We start from the raw sequence: 18464 nt of genomic DNA on the forward strand, positions 1-18464 counted from the left end.
GAAGTGCCCGCCCGCGTGCGATGATGGGGCGCATGCGTATGACGGTTATTGGCACCGGGTATCTCGGTGCGACCCACGCTGCCTGCATGGCGGAGCTCGGTCACGAGGTGCTGGGCGTGGACGTGGACGAAAGCAAGATCGAGCGGCTGCGAAACAGCGAGGTCCCCTTCTACGAGCCGGGCCTGCCGGAGGTGCTCGAGCGCAACATCGCGGCCGGTCGGTTGGGCTTTACTACCGACTACGCCCGCGCCGCGGGGTTCGCTAACGTGCATTTCATCGGGGTGGGCACGCCGCAGCAGCGCGGCTCGTACGCGGCGGATACCCGCTACGTGGAGGCGGTCATCGACGATTTGGTGCCGCTGCTCGAGGGCGAGCACGTCATTCTGGGCAAGTCGACGGTGCCGGTGGGGACGGCGGCGGCGCTGCAGAAGCGCGCCGACGCGGTGGCGGGGCCGGGCACGCGCGTGGAGATCGCGTGGAACCCGGAGTTTCTGCGGGAGGGCTTCGCGGTCAAAGACACCATTGAGCCCGACCGCATCGTGCTGGGCACCCGCCCGGAGAACTCGCGCGCGGAGGAGGTCGCCCGCGAGGTGTACGCGCAGCCGCTGGCGAAAGGGACCCCGTTTATCCTCACGGATCTGCAAACGGCGGAGTTGGTGAAGGTGTCGGCGAACGCGTTTTTGGCGACGAAGATCTCGTTTATCAACGCGGTCAGCGAGGTGTGCGAGATCGTCGGGGCGGATGTGACGCAGCTTGCCGACGCCATCGGCCACGACGACCGCATCGGCCGCAAGTTCCTCGGCGCGGGTTTGGGTTTTGGCGGCGGCTGTTTGCCGAAGGACATCCGCGCGTTCATGGCGCGCGCCGGCGAGGTGGGCGCGGATCAGGCGTTGACGTTTTTGCGTGAGGTGGATGCGATCAATATGCGCCGCCGCCAGCGCGTGGTGGACATCGCGCGGGAGGAGCTCGGCTCGCTGATCGGGAGGCGGGTGACGGTGCTGGGTGCGGCGTTTAAGCCGAACTCGGACGACGTGCGCGATTCTCCGGCGCTTGCGGTGGCGGGGCAGCTCTCGTTGGCCGGGGCGGCGGTGCGCGTCTACGACCCGCAGGCGATGGACAACGCGCGGCGGGTTTTTCCCACGCTTGACTACGCCGCATCGCTTGACGACGCCCTCTCCGGCGCCGAGCTCGTCATCCTGGCGACGGAGTGGCAGGAGTTCCGGGAGATGGATCCTGAGGCGGTGGGGGAGGGCGTCGATAAGCGAGTGCTCATCGACGGCCGCAACGTCCTCGACGCCGACGCCTGGCGCGCGGCCGGGTGGACCGTCCGCGCGCTCGGGCGGGGCTAAGACCCCCAGGACAAGAACGAAACGGCAAGAATCCGCCCCCGGAGGCCGGAACGGTGGATTCTTACCCTTTCGTTCTTGCGTTTAAGCGCGTGAGGAGCGCACTGCCTCGACCATCCGCAGCACGGCGTCCATGTCGCGGAGCATGTCCTCAAAATAGACGCGCCGGACGGTGAAGCCGCGGTTGAGCAGTGCCCGCTCCCGATCGCGCTCCCGCATGAGGATGTCGTGCGGCGCCTGGGCGTACTTTGAACGGCCATCGATCTCGAGGACGAAGAAGTCGTCAAAGAGGAAGTCGGCGCGATAACCTGCGATGGGGGCCTGGAAAGTCCATCCCGTGACGCCGCGCTCGATGAGCACGCCGCGGAACCAGCTTTCCAGGGGCGAATCCGCGTTCAGGCAGGCGTGCTCCAACACGCGGAGCACCTCGCGTTTGCCCCTGCACCGCCCCATTCGTTCGAGGTGCCAGCGCATGTCCGCCGCCGTGAGCGCGAAGTCGCGCAGCGCCGCGTCCGTGGCAATGAGCCCCTCGACAAAGCCGTGGTAGCGCGCGATGTCGATGCAGGTCCTCGCCGGCGTGGTGGCCCGAACCCCATGTACCTGAAGAATCTCGTCGCTGCCGAGGCCCGCCTTCCGGTAGCGGATGCCCGGGATGCGCCCCTTGGCCGAGGGGACACCGCCCGAGGGCACAGCGGCTTCGGGCACCTCGTCGCTCAGCGCGATGACCGGGATCCCTGTCACGCGCGCGGCGGAACGCCCGACGAGCACCCCCTTCGTCATGCTGCGGCCCGTCGCGATCGCCTTCAGGTTCTGCTTCTGCCAGTGCGGCAGGCCATCCCAGATGTCGCGCGGCACAGCTTGGGTTGGCGCCGCGAAGTGGTATTCGTGCTGCGCCAGGCGCAGCCGCATGCTCTGGTCGTGTCTGGTCAGCCGACGTGTGTCCGTGAGCAGCGCCGCCAAGTCCCCCACATTGTCAAACCTCATGCCGACATCATTGCCGCTGGGGGCCTGGCGGGCCACACGCCGGGCGCGGGGCTGTGGATAACCCCTTCACGTGAAGAACAAAAGGGCAAGAATCCCACAATTTCTCCACCGAAAGCGGATTCTTGCCGTTTAGTTCTTACCGAGAGTGCTAGTGCTGGTGGTAGTCGCTGAGGAAGTTGCCGAGGCGCTCGATGGCGTTTTCCAGCTGCGAGGCCCACGGGAGGGTGACCACGCGGAAGTGGTCCGGGGTGGGGTAGTTGAAGCCGGTGCCCTGGACCATGAGGATCTTCTCGGACTTGAGCAGGTCCAGCATGAAGCGCTCGTCGTCGTGGATGTTGTACATCTCGGTGTCGATCTTGGGGAAGGCGTAGAGCGCCCCCTTCGGCTCGACGACGGAGACGCCGGGGATCTCGCGCAGCTTCTGCACCGTGATGTCGCGCTGCTCCTTGAGTCGGCCCCCCTGCCCGGTGAGCTGGTAGATCGACTGGCGCCCGCCGAGCGCCACCTGGATCGCGTGCTGGCCCGGCACGTTCGAGCACAGGCGGGTGCCAGAGAGCAGGTCAAGGCCTTCGATGAAGCCCTTGGCGCGGCGGCGCGGGCCGGTAATGATCATCCAGCCGGCGCGGTAGCCGCAGACGCGGTAGGCCTTGGACAGGCCGTTGAAGGTGACGGTGACCAGGTCGGGGCCCACCTCCGCCATGGAGATGTGCTCGGCGTCGTCGTAGAGGACGCGGTCGTAGATCTCGTCGGCGAAGACAACGAGCTCGTGCTCGCGGGCGATCTCGGCGATCCCCTCGAGGATGTCGCGGGAGTAGACCGCGCCGGTGGGGTTGTTCGGGTTGATCACCACGATGGCCTTCGTCTTCGGCGTGACCTTGGACCGGATGTCCTCGAGCGAGGGGTTCCAGTTGTCCTCCTCGTCGCACAGGTAGTGCACGGCCTTGCCGCCCGCGAGCGTGGAGGCGGCCGTCCACAGCGGGTAGTCGGGGGCGGGGATGAGGATCTCGTCGTCGTTGTTGAGCAGCGCCTGCGTGCACATCGTGATGAGCTCGGAGACGCCGTTGCCCAGGTAGACGTCGTCGATGTCGAAGTGGGGGAAGTCCTCGATCACCTCGTAGCGGGTGACAATCGCGCGCCGCGCCGGGATGATGCCTTTCGACGTCGAATAGCCTTGCGACGTCGGAAGAGCGGCGATCATGTCGCGCATGATGACGTCGGGGGCGTCGAAGCCGAAGATGGCCGGGTTGCCGGTGTTGAGCTTGAGGATGGTGTGGCCGTCGCGTTCCATCTCCTCAGCGGTGGCGCTCACGGGGCCGCGGATGTCGTAAAAGACGTTCTTCAGCTTGTCCGCCTGGTCGAAGTGGCGGTGCTTGCGCAGCGGCTTTTTCGCCTGAGTCTTCTTTTTCGGGGATTCTGTCGATCCGGTGGGCTCGTCCTTCTGAGTGCTCATACGGCACAATACTAGCCACGGCGCGCCCACCCGAAGCCCGGAATACGGCTACTGCTTCTTGAAACGGTTGACCGTCTGCTGGGCGACGTCGAGCGCGTCGGAGGTGAGCTTGTTCACCTGCTGCCGGCGCTGCGCGCGCTGCGCCGCGATCTCGTCGGCCTGGGCGGCCTCGAGCTCGATCTGCCGGGAGCGCACCAGCTCGCGGCGCTGGCGCTCCAGTTGGCGCAGGCTGGGGGTGTACCACGAATCGGGGCCCACCTTCATGACGTAGAACAGAACAAACAAGGTGGGGATGATGAGCAGCGGGACGGCCGATGCGGCCGATGCGGACGCGGCAGCCAGTGTCATCGTCCCGCCGAGGGAGGCGAACGTGCCTAGCCAAAACACGCCCGCGCGGGTGCGCTGGCCCTGACGACGGGCACTGCGGATCTCGTCCGCGGTGTAGACGCCGGGCTGCATGGGAGTCGGGGATGTGCTGCGCGCCGGGAGGTCCCGGAAAAGGGGGTCGAGCTCCTCTTTGAATTGGGCGTGGGCCACGGCCTCGCAGCGGGTGTCGAACTCCTCCATGCTGAGGCGGCCCTCGCCGAGCGCTTGGCCGAGGGCGTCGATGGCCGTGGAGCGCTCTGCGTCGCTGATCCTGAAATTGCCGGAAGGGGTGGTCACCTGCCCCATAGTAGCCAGTCGCATGCGTCATCACGGTCACGATGGGAACCGGCACGCATATCGGCGACGGAAAAACTCAAAATTCACCTTTGATTCAGCGGATTTTTCGGTCCGAGCTATCCGTGAGCCGGACGTTGCGGGCTGGCGCCGTTGTGCCAGCTCATGCGGGATGGGTGTCCACGCTACTCGGCGATGGAAAGTGAAGAGAGCGTAAACCTTTCCGCGTGGCGCCGTGCTACTGCGCACCGAGCCGTCCTGTCTTCTTTTCTTGGCAGGCACTGTGTGCAGCCTTAGGTTATTCTGCATTGTGGTCGTCGTATCGAGGAGCTAAAGGAGTCCCCGTGTCCAAGAGAGTCACCTCTACCCTGTCCGCGGGCGTTGCCGCCGCCCTGGCGGCTGGCGTAGTGGCAGTCCCCCACGCACACGCAGAAACAAAAACGAACCTACAGCAGCCGTTGGCGTGTAACTTGCAGCTGAAGAACCCGGGCGGCATTCCTCTCGGCTTCGCTAGCGCCGTTGAGGGTGTCTACAACTCGGCGAACAAGAGCTACAGCAACTTTAAGGTCACTCTGGATAAGACTGAAGCGCCGGACACGGTGCCTCAGGGGGAGACTTTTGACTACATCATCGATGCCGGCACACTGAGCGTTCCAGCAAGTATCAACGCGGCAGTGACCGCGAATGTGACGCGGGTGAGCCAGCTGAATATCTGGTACCAGCTTCCCCAAAACGCCGAGCTTGTGAGCTTTAAGGCAGAGGGAGGGGCGCAAGGGTTGAAGGTCGAACGTGAGGGGGCTAGGCTGCGCGTGTGGGTCCCGGCACCCACGAAACAAAGCCAGGATGTGACGAAATGGTCCAAGAACACGCGCAACGCGTTTGCCCATGGTGGCGCAGAGGCCACGAAAGCCGGGGATAGCTTCACCATTGCGATGCCGAAGATCACACTCAAGTTGAAGGCAACTGGCCAGCCCGGCACGAAAATCCAGGCCGGCCTACCGAAGGCTGACGCAAACACCTTCAGCCCAGAGCTGCCGATCCAGTTCTACGCGGACGCGTCTGCGCGTTTTGTGTTAAAAATCAATGCAAACGGCTTCATCCGCTGCGGGCTGTCCGAGGACGACACGTACTGGCCAGGGGAAAACGGTACGAATCTCCCCGCCGACAAATTCTCGACCGTTACAATCACTGAAGCCCGTGCCACTGGGATGGCCGATGCACACGATCCTCGGGCGGCAGGTCCGGTCACAATCGCACGTGGCGGCGCGCTCCCGAATGCGGAAAACGTTATTGCGAACTTCGCTGACCTTCCGAGCGGAACGCGTGCTCAGTGGGAGTCGACGCACACTACGGTCGGGGATAACCAGAGCGGCCGAATCACCGTGACCTACCCTGATGGCACCACTGACGTGGTCGACGTGACGGTCCATGTCAAAGACGCATGGGTGCCGCGCGCACAGACTAACCCGGTCGTCGTTGAGCAGGGCAGCACCATCGCCGATGACTCTGCGAGCGCGTACATCGCTAACGCGGACGGTGCTCCGGCTGGAACGACGTTCGAGTGGGCGACTAAGCCGGACACGACGCAGCCTGGTGAAACCACGGGGACGGTGAAAGTGACTACCCCAGACAGCCAAGCCCACACGATCACCGTCCGTTTCTTCGTTCAGGGGACGGGTGCGCCCAATGTTTATATCCCCCAGGTGACCGAAGAGCCCCAGAAGGTCAACGTCGGCGAATCCGTACCCGATGACCCCAGATACCTGATCACTAACGCGGATGCCGCGCCGGCTGGAACTACGTTCGAATGGGCGATGAAGCCCGACACGGCCACGGCAGGGTCCGCCACGGGGACGATCCGGGTTGTGGTGCCGGGGCAGCCGCCAGCAGAGCGTACCGTCAACTTCAGCGTGGCAGCGGTTTTCACCCCCACAGCCAAGCAAGAAGCGACAGCTGTTGACTTCGAGGCAGACATCGCGGACGCGGACGCGAAGGCCCAGATTGCCAACGCGGATGCCGCACCAGCGGACACCACGTTCCGCTGGGCAGAGAAGCCGGACACCACCAAGCCGGGCTACACCACCGGCAAGGTGGAAGTGAAGGTGCCCGGCCAGGACGTCATTGAAGTCACGGTCAGCTACTTCGTCCGCCTGCCGGAGTCCAAGCTCCTGATCAGCGGCGAAAACGGTCCTATTTTTGCCCCGGGTACCGTCCTTGGGTTGAAGGACAAGAATGGGCACACCGTGAACGTCAAGGCCGACGAGAACGGTGCAATCACTATTCGCCCGACTGACAATCTGATGCCCGAGCAGACCGTTACTGTCACTGCGGCCGATGGCATGGAAGTACGGTACACACTGAACCTGGAGCAGGGGACGTTCACGAGGGTCGAGCATGCTCCAGACATTGGCGCCGCAATCGCCGGCGCCCTCTTGGGGGGTGTTGGTCTGCTTGGCGGACTGGCCCAGATACCAGGTGTGAAGGAAAACGTCACTCGCTTCCTCAACAACGCACTCGACCCCCAGACGGCCAAGGTGGCTGACATGGCGCTGCCCGTTATCAGCGCAATTCTGGGTCTGACCGGGCTGGCGTTCCTTGTCACCGCAGTCCTGCCCAAGACCAACAACGACGGCGCGTCCGTCACGGTCGGCGACACCGCGTTCACGCCTGTTGGTAGCAGCGGCAGTTCTATCTAGGACATACAAGCTGCTCTGAGCAAAGACCTGTGTACGGGAGGGGGAGCACGTCCCCGAAACCTTTCGTACATAGGTCTCTTTTCTGATGTAACGCCACACCCGCGACCCCATCTCACCCCTCCGGGAGCGCCAGCCTCGAAGCACGTTTCTGCGAACAATCCACCTCAGAGCCGTTGGACTCGCAGTGCACAGGGGTGGTGGCTCAAACACCGGAAAGTACACGCGAGCGATCGGGTAGGGGGCTTGGGTCCTCTCAGTACCTTTCGCGGGTAGGCCGCCTGGAGAAGTGCCGTCACCACGACTGAGGCGCCACCCGCGCGAACTCCGGACATATGGCTGTCAGGCAACGCGCGGTGGCGCCTCAGAGGGAAATCGATGTGCGGGGTGCCACCGAGTACCGGTTAGATCCGGATTCCGAAATGCTGGTTCAAAAATGCTGACACCTGCGGACTGGTGACAAACGCGAAGCCACCGAGGCCGAGGGCAAGCAGAACTCCAACGACGACGCCTCCTACGATCAACATTGTGTTGTCACTCGATCCTTCCGAGGAAGCGGAGCTCAAGTGAGTCCTGATCTCAAACCACACCTCGACAGTATCCGTCGACTGATCGGGGTACGTCACCGTGACCACACCGTTAGGATCGGCGGCGGTAGGAAGCTTTGTCCACTTCATTGAGGTGCCCTGTGGGAGCGACTCCACGTTACTGATGACCTCGCTCGGATCCGGCAAGCTACCCCCTTCGTAGGCCGAAAAGATCTGGCTCGTATCCCTAACGGGGTTGTACTTGTCCGCATCCCGGTTCGCGGGGGTGGTTGTGGTCGGCTCCGCGGGGGTGGTTGTGGTCGGCTCAGCGGGGGTGGTTGTGGTCGGCTCCGCGGGGGTGGTTGTCGTCGGCTCCGCAGGGGCGGTTGTGGTCGGCTCCGCGGGTGCGGTTGTCGTCGGCTCCGCGGGTGCGGTTGTCGTCGGCTCCGCAGGGGCGGTTGTCGTCGGCTCCGCAGGGGCGGTTGTGGTCGGCTCCGCGGGTGCGGTTGTCGTCGGCTCCGCGGGGGCGGTTGTGGTCGGCTCCGCGGGGGCGGTTGTGGTCGGCTCCGCGGGGGCGGTTGTGGACGTCGTGGGGGTCGGGCTCTGTTCCTCTGTCGGGAGCTCGTTGCGTGCTGGCAGGTCCTTAGCGGCGATGCGGAAGACTGCCTCTTTCATCGGCACGAGGACGTGGGTGGAATCCGTGTACTTGTACGCGGCGTATTGCGGCACGTGCAGCCCAGGAACATCCGGGGCGATGAAGTCGGCACCGATCTCGAAGGTGGTGCCATTGCCCGCGTTGTAGGTTCGAAGGTGTTGGAGGTCGACATAGCCCTCATTGACTGCGGGCCAGGGCTCCTTTCCCCAGTCAGAAGAATAAAAATCACCGGCGGTGTCAGTGGTGGTGACACCGTGGGCGTTGGCCCGTGTTTTAACGACCATGTTCGTCTCGGCTGCGCCGCTGTTCGGGTGGAAGCGAGACGCCGTGCCTTCCACATAGGTGGAGCCCGGCGAGGGGTTCAGGCCGGCCTCGTAAATCCGGGAATTAACAAAGGTGCGGACGGTCATGCGGCCCCGCAGGTGGTATTTCGCGCCCGGCTGGAGGTCCAGCGGGTTGGAGGCGGTGTGAACGTTGCCGTTGATGAGGAACGGGCCATAGTCGTCGGCGTCCGTATTGGTGTTCCCCTTGTCATTGCGGGAGTACTTTTCGGGAAAGGGGGTTGTGAACGTCGCGGTCCCGTCGGGGTTGACGTTGTAGGGGGTCTCGTTCTTTATGGTGACGTAGCGGGCGGTGAGGGTGTGCTCGCCGTAGGACAGCGGCGTGATGTTCGCGATTGCTTGACCTTCGGAGTTCACGTTGGCGGTGGCAACGGCAACGCCATCGAGGTAGAACTCAACCTTGCCGTTGGTAGCGCCGGGGATCGCGGCGGTGTAGGTGGCGGGGGTCTTGATGGCCACGGTCGTTGGGCCGGCAACCTTGACTGCTTCGCGGGTGTCGGCGGCGTGCGCGACGGATACATTGGGAACAGGGGCGTCAATCGGTGCGACGGCGGGGGCGATCAGCCCGACAGCGCACAACCCGGCGATGGCGGTGCGATAGGGAAAACGCTGGGACATGGAAAGTTACACCTCGGAGAGTTCAACCCGCGTGTGCAGCGGGAGGGGCAGGGCATGGCAGGGCTGATTCTATGAAATCTCACAGCTTGCGGCAATGCACGGTGTGGAATATGACCAGCAATGACGGAAAAATTCCGCATGAATTAATCAGGGATTAACTGAATGTGGCGCATGCGGTGACCAGAACTCCCGTTCCGCTCAGTTCTCCCCGGCGAACTGGGACTGGTTCAGCTGGTAGTAGGTGCCCCGCCGTTCCAGGAGCTCGGCGTGCGTGCCCTGTTCCACGATGCGGCCGGATTGCATGACCAGGATGAGGTCCGCGTCGCGGATAGTGGAGAGGCGGTGCGCGATGACGAAGCTGGTGCGCTGGGAGCGCAGCGCGTTCATCGCCTTCTGTACGAGCACCTCGGTGCGCGTGTCCACGGAGGACGTCGCCTCGTCGAGGATGAGCACGGCGGGGCGCGCGAGGAAGGCGCGGGCGATGGTGATTAGCTGGCGCTCGCCGGCGGAGATGGAGCCGCCGTCCTGGTCCACCACGGTGTCGTAGCCCTCCGGCAGGGAGCGCACGAAGCGGTCCACGTAGGTCGCCTTCGCGGCTTCGAGGACCTCCTCGTCGGTGGCGTCGAGGCGGCCGTAGCGGATGTTGTCCATGATTGTGCCCTCGAAGAGCACCGCGTCCTGGAGCACCATGCCGATGTTCGAGCGGAGGCCGGCGCGCGGCATGTCGCGGATGTCGGTGCCGTCGATAAGGATCGAGCCGGAGTCGACGTCGTAGAAGCGCATGATCAGGTTGACCAGGGTGGTCTTGCCCGCCCCGGTGGGGCCGACGATGGCGGCGGTCTGGCCGGGGCGAACGTGCAAGGTGAGGTCTTGGATGAGCGGGTCGTCGGTGTACGAGAACGCGACGTCGCGGAACTGGACGTCGCCGCGCACCGCGGGGGGCGCGGCGGTGGCGGTGTCGGCGGGTTCCTCCTCTGCGTCGAGGAACTCGAAGATGCGCTCGGCGGAGGCCACGCCGGACTGGAGCATCTGCGCCATGCCGGCGAGCTCGCCGAGGGGCTGGTTGAACTGGCGCGAGTACTGGATAAACGCGGTGGCGTCGCCGAGGGTCAGGGCGCCGGAGGCGACGCGCAGTCCGCCGAAGACGGCGATGAGCACGTACGACAGGTACGAGATGAACTGCATGATGGGGAGCATGGAGTTCGCGAGGAATTGGGCTTTCGATGCGGCGTCGAAAAGCGAGGTGTTCTTCTCGTCGAAGTCCTCGCGCAGCGCCTCGGTGCGGCCGAAGATGAGGGCGACCTCGTGGCCGCTGAAGGACTCTTCGACGTGGCCGTTGAGGTCGCCGGTGGAGCGCCACTGCGCGGTGAACTGGCGCTGGCTGCGCGTGCCCACCACGGCAATGACGACGGCCGTGAGCGGGATAGACAGCAAGACGATGAGGGCGAGCTGCCACGAAATCCAGAACATCATGCCGATGATGCCCACGAGCATGAGCGCGGCATTGAACAGCTGGGAGAGCGTCTCCTGCAGTGCCTGCTGGACGTTGTCCACGTCGTTGGTCGTGCGCGACATGACGTCGCCGCGTTGGCGCGTGTCAAAGTAGTTCAGCGGCAGGTGGTTGAGCTTCCGCTCGACGTCCTGGCGCAGCCGGTAGACCGTGGCCATGGTGATGCGGTTGAGGATCGCCCCTTGGGCCCACATGAGCACGCTCGACGCCAGGTACAGCAGCAGCAGCGTGACCACGAGCGCGCGCAGCCGGTCGACGTCGATGCCCTCGCCGGGGCGCAGGTCCATCGCCTCCGCCATGTCCGCGAAGCGGTCCTGCCCGCTTTCGCGAAGGCCCGCGATGGCCTCCTCCTCGCTCACCCCCGCCGGGATCTGCTGGGAGACCACGCCGCTGAAGATGACGTCCATGGCAAACCCCAGAACGCGCGGCGCGTAGACGGCCAGCACGACCGAGGCGGCGTTCATAAGAAAGACGAACGCGAGGCTCACCTTGTAGGGTTCCAGCAGCCGCAGCAGCCGCATCGCGGACGGCCAGAAGCGCTTGGCCTGGCGCGGCGCCTTGCCGCCCCACTCGTCGCCGGCCATGCGCTCCTCGTAGTCCGCGAGCTGCTCGTCGGTCATCGGCTCACTCATGCGCTCACCTCCTGCTGCGACGCCACGATTTCCCGGTACGTGCTGCTGCTGTCCAGCAGCTCGTCGTGCGTGCCCCGCGCGACGATCCTGCCCGCCTCGAGCACGAGGATCTGGTCGGCATTGCTTATCGACGCCACACGCTGCGCCACCACCAGCACCGTCGCGTCCCGGGTGTAGGCCTGCATCGCCTCGCGCACCTTCGCGTCCGTGATGGCGTCGAGCGCCGAGAAGGAGTCGTCGAAGATGTACACCTTCGGCCGCGCCACCAGCATCCGCGCGATGCACAGGCGTTGGCGCTGGCCGCCTGAGACGTTCGTGCCGCCCTGGGAGATAGGCATGTCGAGGTTCTCGACGAAGTCGGCCTGCGCGGTGCCGAGCGCCTCCCACAGCTCGGCGTCCGTGGCGTCCGGGTTGCCCATGCGCAGGTTGGAGGCCACGGTGCCCGAGAACAGGTACGGCTTCTGGGGCACCATGGACACGCGCTGGACCAGGTCGCTGCGGTCGAGGGCGGTGACATCTGTGGCGTCGATAAGCACGTGCCCACTCGTGGCCTCCCGCAGCCGCGGAAGGAGGGAGACCAGCGTGGACTTGCCCGCGCCCGTCGAGCCGATCAGAGCGGTGGTGGTGCCGGGGCGGGCGGTGAACGAGATGTTGTGGAGCACCGGCTCCTCCGCGCCCGGGTAGCTGTAGGACACCCCACGGAACTCCACCACGCCCTCGTTGGTGGCGGGGCGCGCGGTGCGCGGGCGCTGCTGGGCGACCGACTCGTAGAGCAGCACCTCCCGGACGCGGCGCGCGCACACGAGGGCGCGCGGGAGCATCATCACCATGAACGTGCCCATGACGAACGCGACCAGGATCTGCATGATGTACTGGATGAACGCCGTGAGCGCCCCGACCTCCATCTCGCCCTGGCCCACGCGCTGCCCGCCGAACCACACGACCGCCGCGATGGCGGAATCGAGGATGAGCATGATCAGCGGGAAAAGCAGCACGAAGACGCGGCCGATGTTCAACGACACGCGCGTGATCGCCCTGTTGGCGTCGGTGAAGCGCTCGCTCTCGTGCTCCTCGCGCACGAAGGCGCGCACCACACGCACTCCCGCGATTTGCTCGCGGAGCACCCCGTTGATCGCGTCGAGGCGGGCCTGCATCGCCGTGAACATGGGCATCAGCACCGCGACGAGCACGCCGGCGACGGCGAAGAGCACCGCGATGGCGATGGCGATGATCCACGACAGCCCCGCGCCCTGGCGCAACGCCATGACCACGCCGCCCACCCCCATGATGGGCGCTGGCACCATGAGGGCCAGGAAGAGCAGAAACGTCATCTGGATCTGCTGCACGTCGTTCGTGCCGCGGGTGATCAGGGTGGGGGTGCCAAAGCGGGCGAGGTCCTCCGCGTTAAAGCCGTTGACGCGGCTATAGACGGCGCGGCGGATAGCGCGCCCGGTGCCCATGGCGGTGCGCGCGCTGAACCACACGGCGCCGATCGCCGCGAGGCCCTGAACGAGAGCGACGACGAGCATGACGCCACCGACGCGCCAGATATAAGGGATATCAGCCTGGGTGATGCCTTCGTCGATGATCTGCGCGTTGAGGTCCGGGAGATACAGCGTGGCCAGCACGGTCACAACCTGCAACGCCACCGCCGCCACGATGTGGCCGCTGTAGGGTGTGGCCGCCCAGGCCAGGGTCTTGACAAAGTCCACGGCGACCGCCTTTCCTACGACTGTTGAGATGACCCGTTCAGCGTAATCTATTCGGCCTCCGGGCGTTGCGTGCCCTTGGTGGGGTTTCGGGGAGTGTGGTCGACCTCAGGGTGTTTGGGGTCTTTGCGACCTGGGGTTTTGTGCGTTGGTTTTCGTTGAGGTCGACCGGGGGGCGTGCCTAGTCGACGTCAGCGTGTGTGGGCCCGTTGCGACCTGGGGTTTTGTGCCCCGGAAATCCTTGAGGTCGACCGGGGACCGTGCCTAGTCGACGTCAGCGTGTGTGGGCCCGTTGCGACCTGGGGTTTTGTGCCCGAGAAATCCTTGAGGTCGACCGGGGTGTGGGGCCTAGTCGACCTCAGCGTATTTGAGCCCTTCGCGACCTGGGGTTTTGCGCCCCGGGAATCCTTGAGGTCGACCGGGGACCGTGCCTGGTCGACGTCAGCGTGTTTGGGCGATGTGCGACCTGGGGTTTTGTGTCCCGGAAATCCTTGAGGTCGACCGGGGACCGTGCCTGGTCGACCTCAGCGTGTTTGGGGTTTTTGCGACCTGGAGTTTTGTGTCCCGGAAATCCTTGAGGTCGACCGGGGGCCGTGCCTAGTCGACCTCAGCCTGTATGAGCCCATCGTGACCTGGGGTTTTGTGCCCCGGAAATCCTTGAGGTCGACCAGAGACTGTGCCTGGTCGACCTCAGCGTGTGTGGGCCCGTTGCGACCTGGGGTTTTGTGCCCGAGAAATCCTTGAGGTCGACCAGAGACTGTGCCTGGTCGACCACAGCGTGTGTGAGCCCTTCGCGTCCCGAGAAATCCTTGAGGTCGACCAGAGACTGTGCCTAGTCGACCTCAGCGTATGTAAGCCCTTTGGTATCCCGGGAATCCTTGAAGTCGACCAGAGACCGTGCCTAGTCGACCTCAGCCGCCGCTGACCACGAGCACTTAGGCGTGCGCGTGGCGCACCATCTCCTCCCACTCGACGATCTTCTTGCGCTCGCGCGGATGGATGGAGCAGGACTCGCCGAGGGTGCGCTCCGCCTTGTCCAGCTCGTACCAGCCTTCCCACGTGGTGTACTCGATGCCACGCTCGGTGAGCAGGTCGAGGATGGCGTCAGGGTCGGAGTGGGTGGGGGTGTTCAGCGTGCCGGCCGCGGCGTCGGCGAAGAGCATGTCGGTGGTTTCCTTCGCGTCCGACTTGGTGTTGCCGATGAGGCCGACGGGGCCGCGCTTGATCCAGCCGGTGACGTAGAGGGAGTCGGCGAACGTGGAGCCTTCCATGACGTGGCCGCCGTCGTTGGGGATGACGTTGCGCTCCAGGTCGAAGGGCACGCCCTCGACGGGCTCGGAGCGGTAGCCGATGGCGTGGTAGACCTGCTGGACCGGCCAGTCGGTGAACTGCCCGGTGCCGCGGATGCCTCCCTCGCCGTCGAGCTCCTGGCGTTCGGTGCGCAGGCCGACGATGGCGTCGCCGTCGCGCAGCACCTCGACGGGCTCTTCGAAGAAGTGGATGTGGATCTTGTGCGGGGCGTCGTCAGGCTCGCGGATGGCGTACTGCTCGAGTACCTGGCAGACAAGGTCGACGGACTTGTCGGCGCGGCGCACCTCCTCGGACTGCGCGTCGTAGTCGATGTCCTCCGGGTCGACGAGCACCTGGATCGTGTCGGACTCGTCGAGCTCGCGCAGCTCCTTCGGCGTGAACTTCGCCTGGGCGGGGCCGCGGCGGCCGAACATGTGGACGACCTCGGCCTTGTTGTTCTTCAGCGACTCGTAGACGTTGTCTGGGATCTCGGTGACCAGCAGCTCGTCGCCGGTCTTGGCCAGGACGCGGGAGATGTCGAGGGCGACGTTGCCCACGCCGATGACGGCGACCTCGCGGGCCTCGAGGTTCCAGGAGCGATCGAAGCGGGGGTTGCCGTCGTAGAAGCCGACGAACTCGCCGGCGCCGATGGAGGCGTCGCCGCCCGGCAGGAGCAGCTCGCGGTCGCGCACCGCGCCGGTGGAGATCACGATGGCGTCGTAGTACTGGCGCAGCTCGTCGATGGTGATGTCCTTGCCCACCTCGATGTTGCCCAGGAGGCGCAGCTCGGGCTTGTCCAGGACGCGGTGCAGCGAGTTGACGATGCCCTTGATGCGCGGGTGGTCCGGCGCGACGCCGTAGCGGATCAGGCCGAAGGGGGCGGGCATCTGCTCGAACAGGTCGACGTGAACGTCGTAGTCCTCGTTGCGGATGAGCAGGTCGGAGGCGTAAATACCGGCGGGGCCGGCGCCGATGACTGCAACGCGCAGACTCATGTGTGATGGTCCTTTCGCAGGGTGCTGGGGTCTAATTCGACCATAGTACCTCATAGACAGAGCAGTCTGAAAAATTACCCGGGGCCCGCGCGTTGTCACGACGGCGCGTTCCACTCTGTCTGTCACGCGCTGAAGGGGTTATTAAATTCACGCGCGAACAACCAGCTCAAACGCGGTATGGGCGGTGTGCCTGTTGTTACAGACCAAGCAGTATGGCATGCTGTGCCGATGTTGCCTCAGGGCGAGAAAAACTAGACCTATCGGTTCATTCCTGAACCACAGGACAAGGAGCAGCTATGTCGGCGGCACAGACAGCACACACGCGGGCGCGGGCGAAGAAGCCCGAGGGCCAGTGGCTTATCGACGGCACAGACCCGCTCAACCACGACGAAGAGCTCAAGCAGGTCGAGCCGGTGATGCAGGTGAAGCAGCGCGTCATCGACATCTACTCCAAGCAGGGCTTCGATTCCATCCCCGCGGAGGACCTGGCGCCTCGCTTCAAGTGGCTGGGCATCTACACCCAGCGCAAGCAGAACCTCGGCGGCGAGTACACCGGGCAGGACAACTCGGTCCTGCAGGACACGTACTTCATGATGCGCATCCGCTTCGACGGCGGGCAGTGCACCACCGAGCAGGCCCGCGCCGTCGGCGAGATCTCCCGCGACTGGGCGCGCTCCACCGTGGACCTCACCGACCGCCAGAACATCCAGCTGCACTGGGTCGCCATCGAGGACGTCCCGGCGATCTGGGACAAGCTGGAGTCCGTGGGCCTGAACACGTGGGACGCTTGCGGCGACGTGCCGCGCGTCGTGCTCGGCTCGCCGGTGGCGGGCATTGCCAAGGACGAGATCATCGACGCCACGCCGGCGATCCAGAAGATCCACGAGATTGTCACCCACGACGAGTTCCAGAACCTGCCGCGCAAGTTCAAGTCCGCCATCTCCGGCAACGCCCGCCAGGACGTCGTCCACGAGATCAACGACATCGCCTTCATCGGCGTCGAGCACCCCGAGCTCGGCCCCGGCTTCGAGTGCTACGTCGGCGGCGGGCTGTCCACCAACCCGATGCTCGCGCAGTCCCTCGGCGCCTTTGTCACCCTCGAGCAGGTGCCCGAGGTATGGGCCAACGTCGTGCGCGTCTTCCGCGATTACGGCTACCGCCGCCTGCGCAACCGCGCCCGCCTGAAGTTCCTCGTCGCCGAGTGGGGCGTCGCAAAGTTCCGCGAGATCCTGGAGCAGGACTACCTGGGCTACGCGCTTCCCGACGGCCCCCGGGCGCCCAGCAACCTCGTCGACCGCGACCACATCGGCGTCCACGAGCAAAAGGACGGCAACTTCTACATCGGCGTCAAGCCCACCCTCGGCCACATGTCGGGCGAGCAGCTGCTCGCCGTGGCGGACCTGGCCGAATCCTACGGGCTGACCCAGCTGCGCTTTACCCCCTTCAAGGAGCTGCTGTTCCTCGATGTCGCCGAAGAGGACGTCGATAAGCTGCGGGCGGACCTGGAAGAGATGGGCCTGTACTCCGCGCCCTCCGAGTTTCGCCGTGGGCTGCTGTCGTGCACCGGGCTGGAGTACTGCAAGCTCGCGCACGTGACCACCAAGTCCCGCGCCATCGAGCTTGCCGACGAGCTCGAGGAGCGCTTCGGCGACCTCGACTCGCCGATCTCGATCTCGCTCAACGGCTGCCCCAACGCGTGCGCGCGCCACCATGTCTCCGACATCGGGCTCAAGGGCCAGATGGTGCCCGGGCCCGACGGCGAGAAGGTCGAAGGCTTCCAGGTCCACCTCGGCGGCACCATCGGCGAGGGCGCGAACTTCGGGCGCAAGCTGCGCGGCCACAAGGTGCGCTCCGACGAGCTGACCGAGTACGTCACCCGCGTCGTCGGCAACTACCTCGACGACCGTAAGGACGGCGAGATCTTCCGCGCCTGGCTGCAGCGCGCAGACGAGGAGAAGCTGAAGTGAGCCTTCGCCGCGCGCCCAACCCGAACCGCAACTTCCCCACGTACTGCCCCTACTGCGCGGGCGAGGAGCTCTACCCCAACGAGGAAACGGACTTCGCCTGGAAGTGCGGCGAGTGCCTGCGCGTGTTCGACGTGAAGTTCTACGGCCAGGACGACCCCACCTCCACCCACGCGGCGGCGCCGTCGACCGAGGAGGCGCTGCAAGCATCGCTCGCGCGCCACGGCCACGATGCGGCGCTCGCGGGTTTCAGCGACACTGGTGGGAGCCAAAGAAAGGTAGATCATCATGCTTAACATGCTGGGAGGGGCCGGGAACTTCCGTGACCCGGAGGTCTCCCCCGAGGGCCCCCGCACGACGCAGCCGCTGCCCGAGGACGTGGCGGAGAAGAACCGCGAGCTCGTGGACGCCTACGCCGACGAGCTCTACAACGCTCCCGCCGAGGAGATCCTCGCGTGGGCTCACGAGCACGCCCCGGGCGACGTCGTTATCACCCTGTCGATGGAAAACACCGTGCTCGCGGAGCTGGCGGAGGCGCACCTGCCGCGCGCGGACTTCCTCTTCCTCGACACCGAGTACCACTTCCCGGAGACGATGGACGTGGCCGAAAAGGTGGAAAGGCGCTACCCGGCGCACCGCCTCGTGCGGGCGAAGGCCATCCTGTCGCGCACCGAGCAGGATAAGGTCTACGGCCCCGCGCTGTACCGCTCCAACCCGACCGCCTGCTGCCGCATGCGCAAGGTGGAGCCGCTGGCCGCGGCGCTGTCCCCCTACGTCGGCTGGGTCACCGGCCTGCGCCGCGCCGACGGCCCGACCCGCGCCGAGGCCCCCGCGCTGTCGCTGGACGCCACCGGCCGGCTGAAGATCTCCCCGCTGGTGACGTGGTCGCTCGAGGACACGGACACCTACGTCGCTGACCACGACCTCATCGTCCACCCGCTCACCCAGCAGGGCTACCCCTCCATCGGCTGCGCAACCTGCACGCTGCCGGTGGCGGAGGGGGAGGACCCGCGCGCCGGGCGCTGGGCCTTCTCCGACAAGACCGAGTGCGGCCTGCACGGGTAAAGGCTGTAGAGACGGACACCGAGAA

Annotated in this window: 12 protein-coding genes; 5 read left to right on the forward strand and 7 right to left on the reverse strand. The window is 65.3% G+C overall.

Annotation, left to right across the window (positions count from 1 at the left end; genetic code table 11):
* Positions 1-32: 32 nt before the first annotated feature.
* Complete coding sequence (locus BLT81_RS12090) at positions 33-1349, forward strand: UDP-glucose dehydrogenase family protein (RefSeq protein WP_040421696.1); 1317 nt, start codon at positions 33-35, stop codon at positions 1347-1349.
* Positions 1350-1430: 81 nt separating this feature from the next.
* Here the strand turns inward: BLT81_RS12090 and BLT81_RS12095 are convergent, their stop codons facing one another.
* From BLT81_RS12095 to BLT81_RS12105, 3 genes are all read right to left on the reverse strand, one after another.
* Positions 1431-2330: an endonuclease domain-containing protein gene (locus BLT81_RS12095; protein WP_155860865.1), complete on the reverse strand. Its 900-nt coding sequence runs from the start codon at positions 2328-2330 to the stop codon at positions 1431-1433.
* A 148-nt stretch (positions 2331-2478) separates the two neighbouring features.
* Positions 2479-3780: a pyridoxal phosphate-dependent aminotransferase gene (locus BLT81_RS12100; protein WP_019194761.1), complete on the reverse strand. Its 1302-nt coding sequence runs from the start codon at positions 3778-3780 to the stop codon at positions 2479-2481.
* A 48-nt stretch (positions 3781-3828) separates the two neighbouring features.
* The gene (locus tag BLT81_RS12105; RefSeq protein ID WP_051011549.1) at positions 3829-4443 is read right to left on the reverse strand and encodes a DUF1707 SHOCT-like domain-containing protein; all 615 of its coding nucleotides are present in this window, start codon (positions 4441-4443) and stop codon (positions 3829-3831) included.
* Between the two features lie 341 nt (positions 4444-4784).
* Here BLT81_RS12105 and BLT81_RS12110 point away from each other — a divergent pair, with 341 nt between their 5' ends.
* Positions 4785-7136 carry a Rib/alpha-like domain-containing protein gene (locus BLT81_RS12110; RefSeq protein ID WP_019194759.1) on the forward strand — a complete coding sequence of 784 codons (2352 nt, stop codon included), beginning with the start codon at positions 4785-4787 and terminating at the stop codon, positions 7134-7136.
* A 401-nt stretch (positions 7137-7537) separates the two neighbouring features.
* Here BLT81_RS12110 and BLT81_RS12115 read toward each other — a convergent pair whose 3' ends face one another.
* The 4 genes from BLT81_RS12115 to BLT81_RS12135 form a co-directional block, all read right to left on the reverse strand.
* The gene (locus BLT81_RS12115) at positions 7538-9274 is read right to left on the reverse strand and encodes a Rib/alpha-like domain-containing protein (RefSeq protein ID WP_083337291.1); all 1737 of its coding nucleotides are present in this window, start codon (positions 9272-9274) and stop codon (positions 7538-7540) included.
* 198 nt (positions 9275-9472) lie between these two features.
* Complete coding sequence (locus BLT81_RS12120; protein WP_155860864.1) at positions 9473-11416, reverse strand: ABC transporter ATP-binding protein; 1944 nt, start codon at positions 11414-11416, stop codon at positions 9473-9475.
* Positions 11413-13128: an ABC transporter ATP-binding protein gene (locus BLT81_RS12125; RefSeq protein ID WP_019194756.1), complete on the reverse strand. Its 1716-nt coding sequence runs from the start codon at positions 13126-13128 to the stop codon at positions 11413-11415. The genes BLT81_RS12120 and BLT81_RS12125 overlap by 4 nt, the downstream gene beginning before the upstream one ends.
* Before the next feature lie 932 nt (positions 13129-14060).
* Positions 14061-15410, reverse strand: a complete 1350-nt coding sequence (locus BLT81_RS12135; protein WP_019194755.1) for an FAD-dependent oxidoreductase — start codon at positions 15408-15410, stop codon at positions 14061-14063.
* A gap of 296 nt (positions 15411-15706) precedes the next feature.
* On the opposite strand from BLT81_RS12135, the gene BLT81_RS12140 reads away from it, so the two are divergent.
* Genes BLT81_RS12140 through BLT81_RS12150 form a run of 3 tightly spaced genes read left to right on the forward strand, consistent with a single transcriptional unit; the run spans position 15707 to position 18439 of the window.
* Positions 15707-17377: a nitrite/sulfite reductase gene (locus BLT81_RS12140; protein ID WP_019194754.1), complete on the forward strand. Its 1671-nt coding sequence runs from the start codon at positions 15707-15709 to the stop codon at positions 17375-17377.
* Positions 17374-17670 (forward strand): hypothetical protein, encoded by a 297-nt coding sequence (locus BLT81_RS12145; protein ID WP_019194753.1) that lies wholly within the window; start codon positions 17374-17376, stop codon positions 17668-17670. The genes BLT81_RS12140 and BLT81_RS12145 overlap by 4 nt, the downstream gene beginning before the upstream one ends.
* Positions 17663-18439, forward strand: a complete 777-nt coding sequence (locus BLT81_RS12150) for a phosphoadenylyl-sulfate reductase (protein WP_019194752.1) — start codon at positions 17663-17665, stop codon at positions 18437-18439. The genes BLT81_RS12145 and BLT81_RS12150 overlap by 8 nt, the downstream gene beginning before the upstream one ends.
* Positions 18440-18464 lie beyond the last annotated feature (25 nt).

Source organism: Corynebacterium timonense (assembly GCF_900105305.1).
GTDB classification, from domain to species: domain Bacteria; phylum Actinomycetota; class Actinomycetes; order Mycobacteriales; family Mycobacteriaceae; genus Corynebacterium; species Corynebacterium timonense.

What these genes read in the sequence shown, in the direction of transcription:
- BLT81_RS12095 (WP_155860865.1), bottom strand. Translation starts at nt 2,330, where the DNA reads ATGAGGTTTGACAATGTGGGGGACTTGGCGGCGCTGCTCACGGACACA.
- BLT81_RS12090 (WP_040421696.1), top strand. Translation starts at nt 33, where the DNA reads ATGCGTATGACGGTTATTGGCACCGGGTATCTCGGTGCGACCCACGCT.
- BLT81_RS12150 (WP_019194752.1), top strand. Translation starts at nt 17,663, where the DNA reads ATGCTTAACATGCTGGGAGGGGCCGGGAACTTCCGTGACCCGGAGGTC.
- BLT81_RS12100 (WP_019194761.1), bottom strand. Translation starts at nt 3,780, where the DNA reads ATGAGCACTCAGAAGGACGAGCCCACCGGATCGACAGAATCCCCGAAA.
- BLT81_RS12115 (WP_083337291.1), bottom strand. Translation starts at nt 9,274, where the DNA reads ATGTCCCAGCGTTTTCCCTATCGCACCGCCATCGCCGGGTTGTGCGCT.
- BLT81_RS12135 (WP_019194755.1), bottom strand. Translation starts at nt 15,410, where the DNA reads ATGAGTCTGCGCGTTGCAGTCATCGGCGCCGGCCCCGCCGGTATTTAC.
- BLT81_RS12140 (WP_019194754.1), top strand. Translation starts at nt 15,707, where the DNA reads ATGTCGGCGGCACAGACAGCACACACGCGGGCGCGGGCGAAGAAGCCC.
- BLT81_RS12120 (WP_155860864.1), bottom strand. Translation starts at nt 11,416, where the DNA reads ATGAGTGAGCCGATGACCGACGAGCAGCTCGCGGACTACGAGGAGCGC.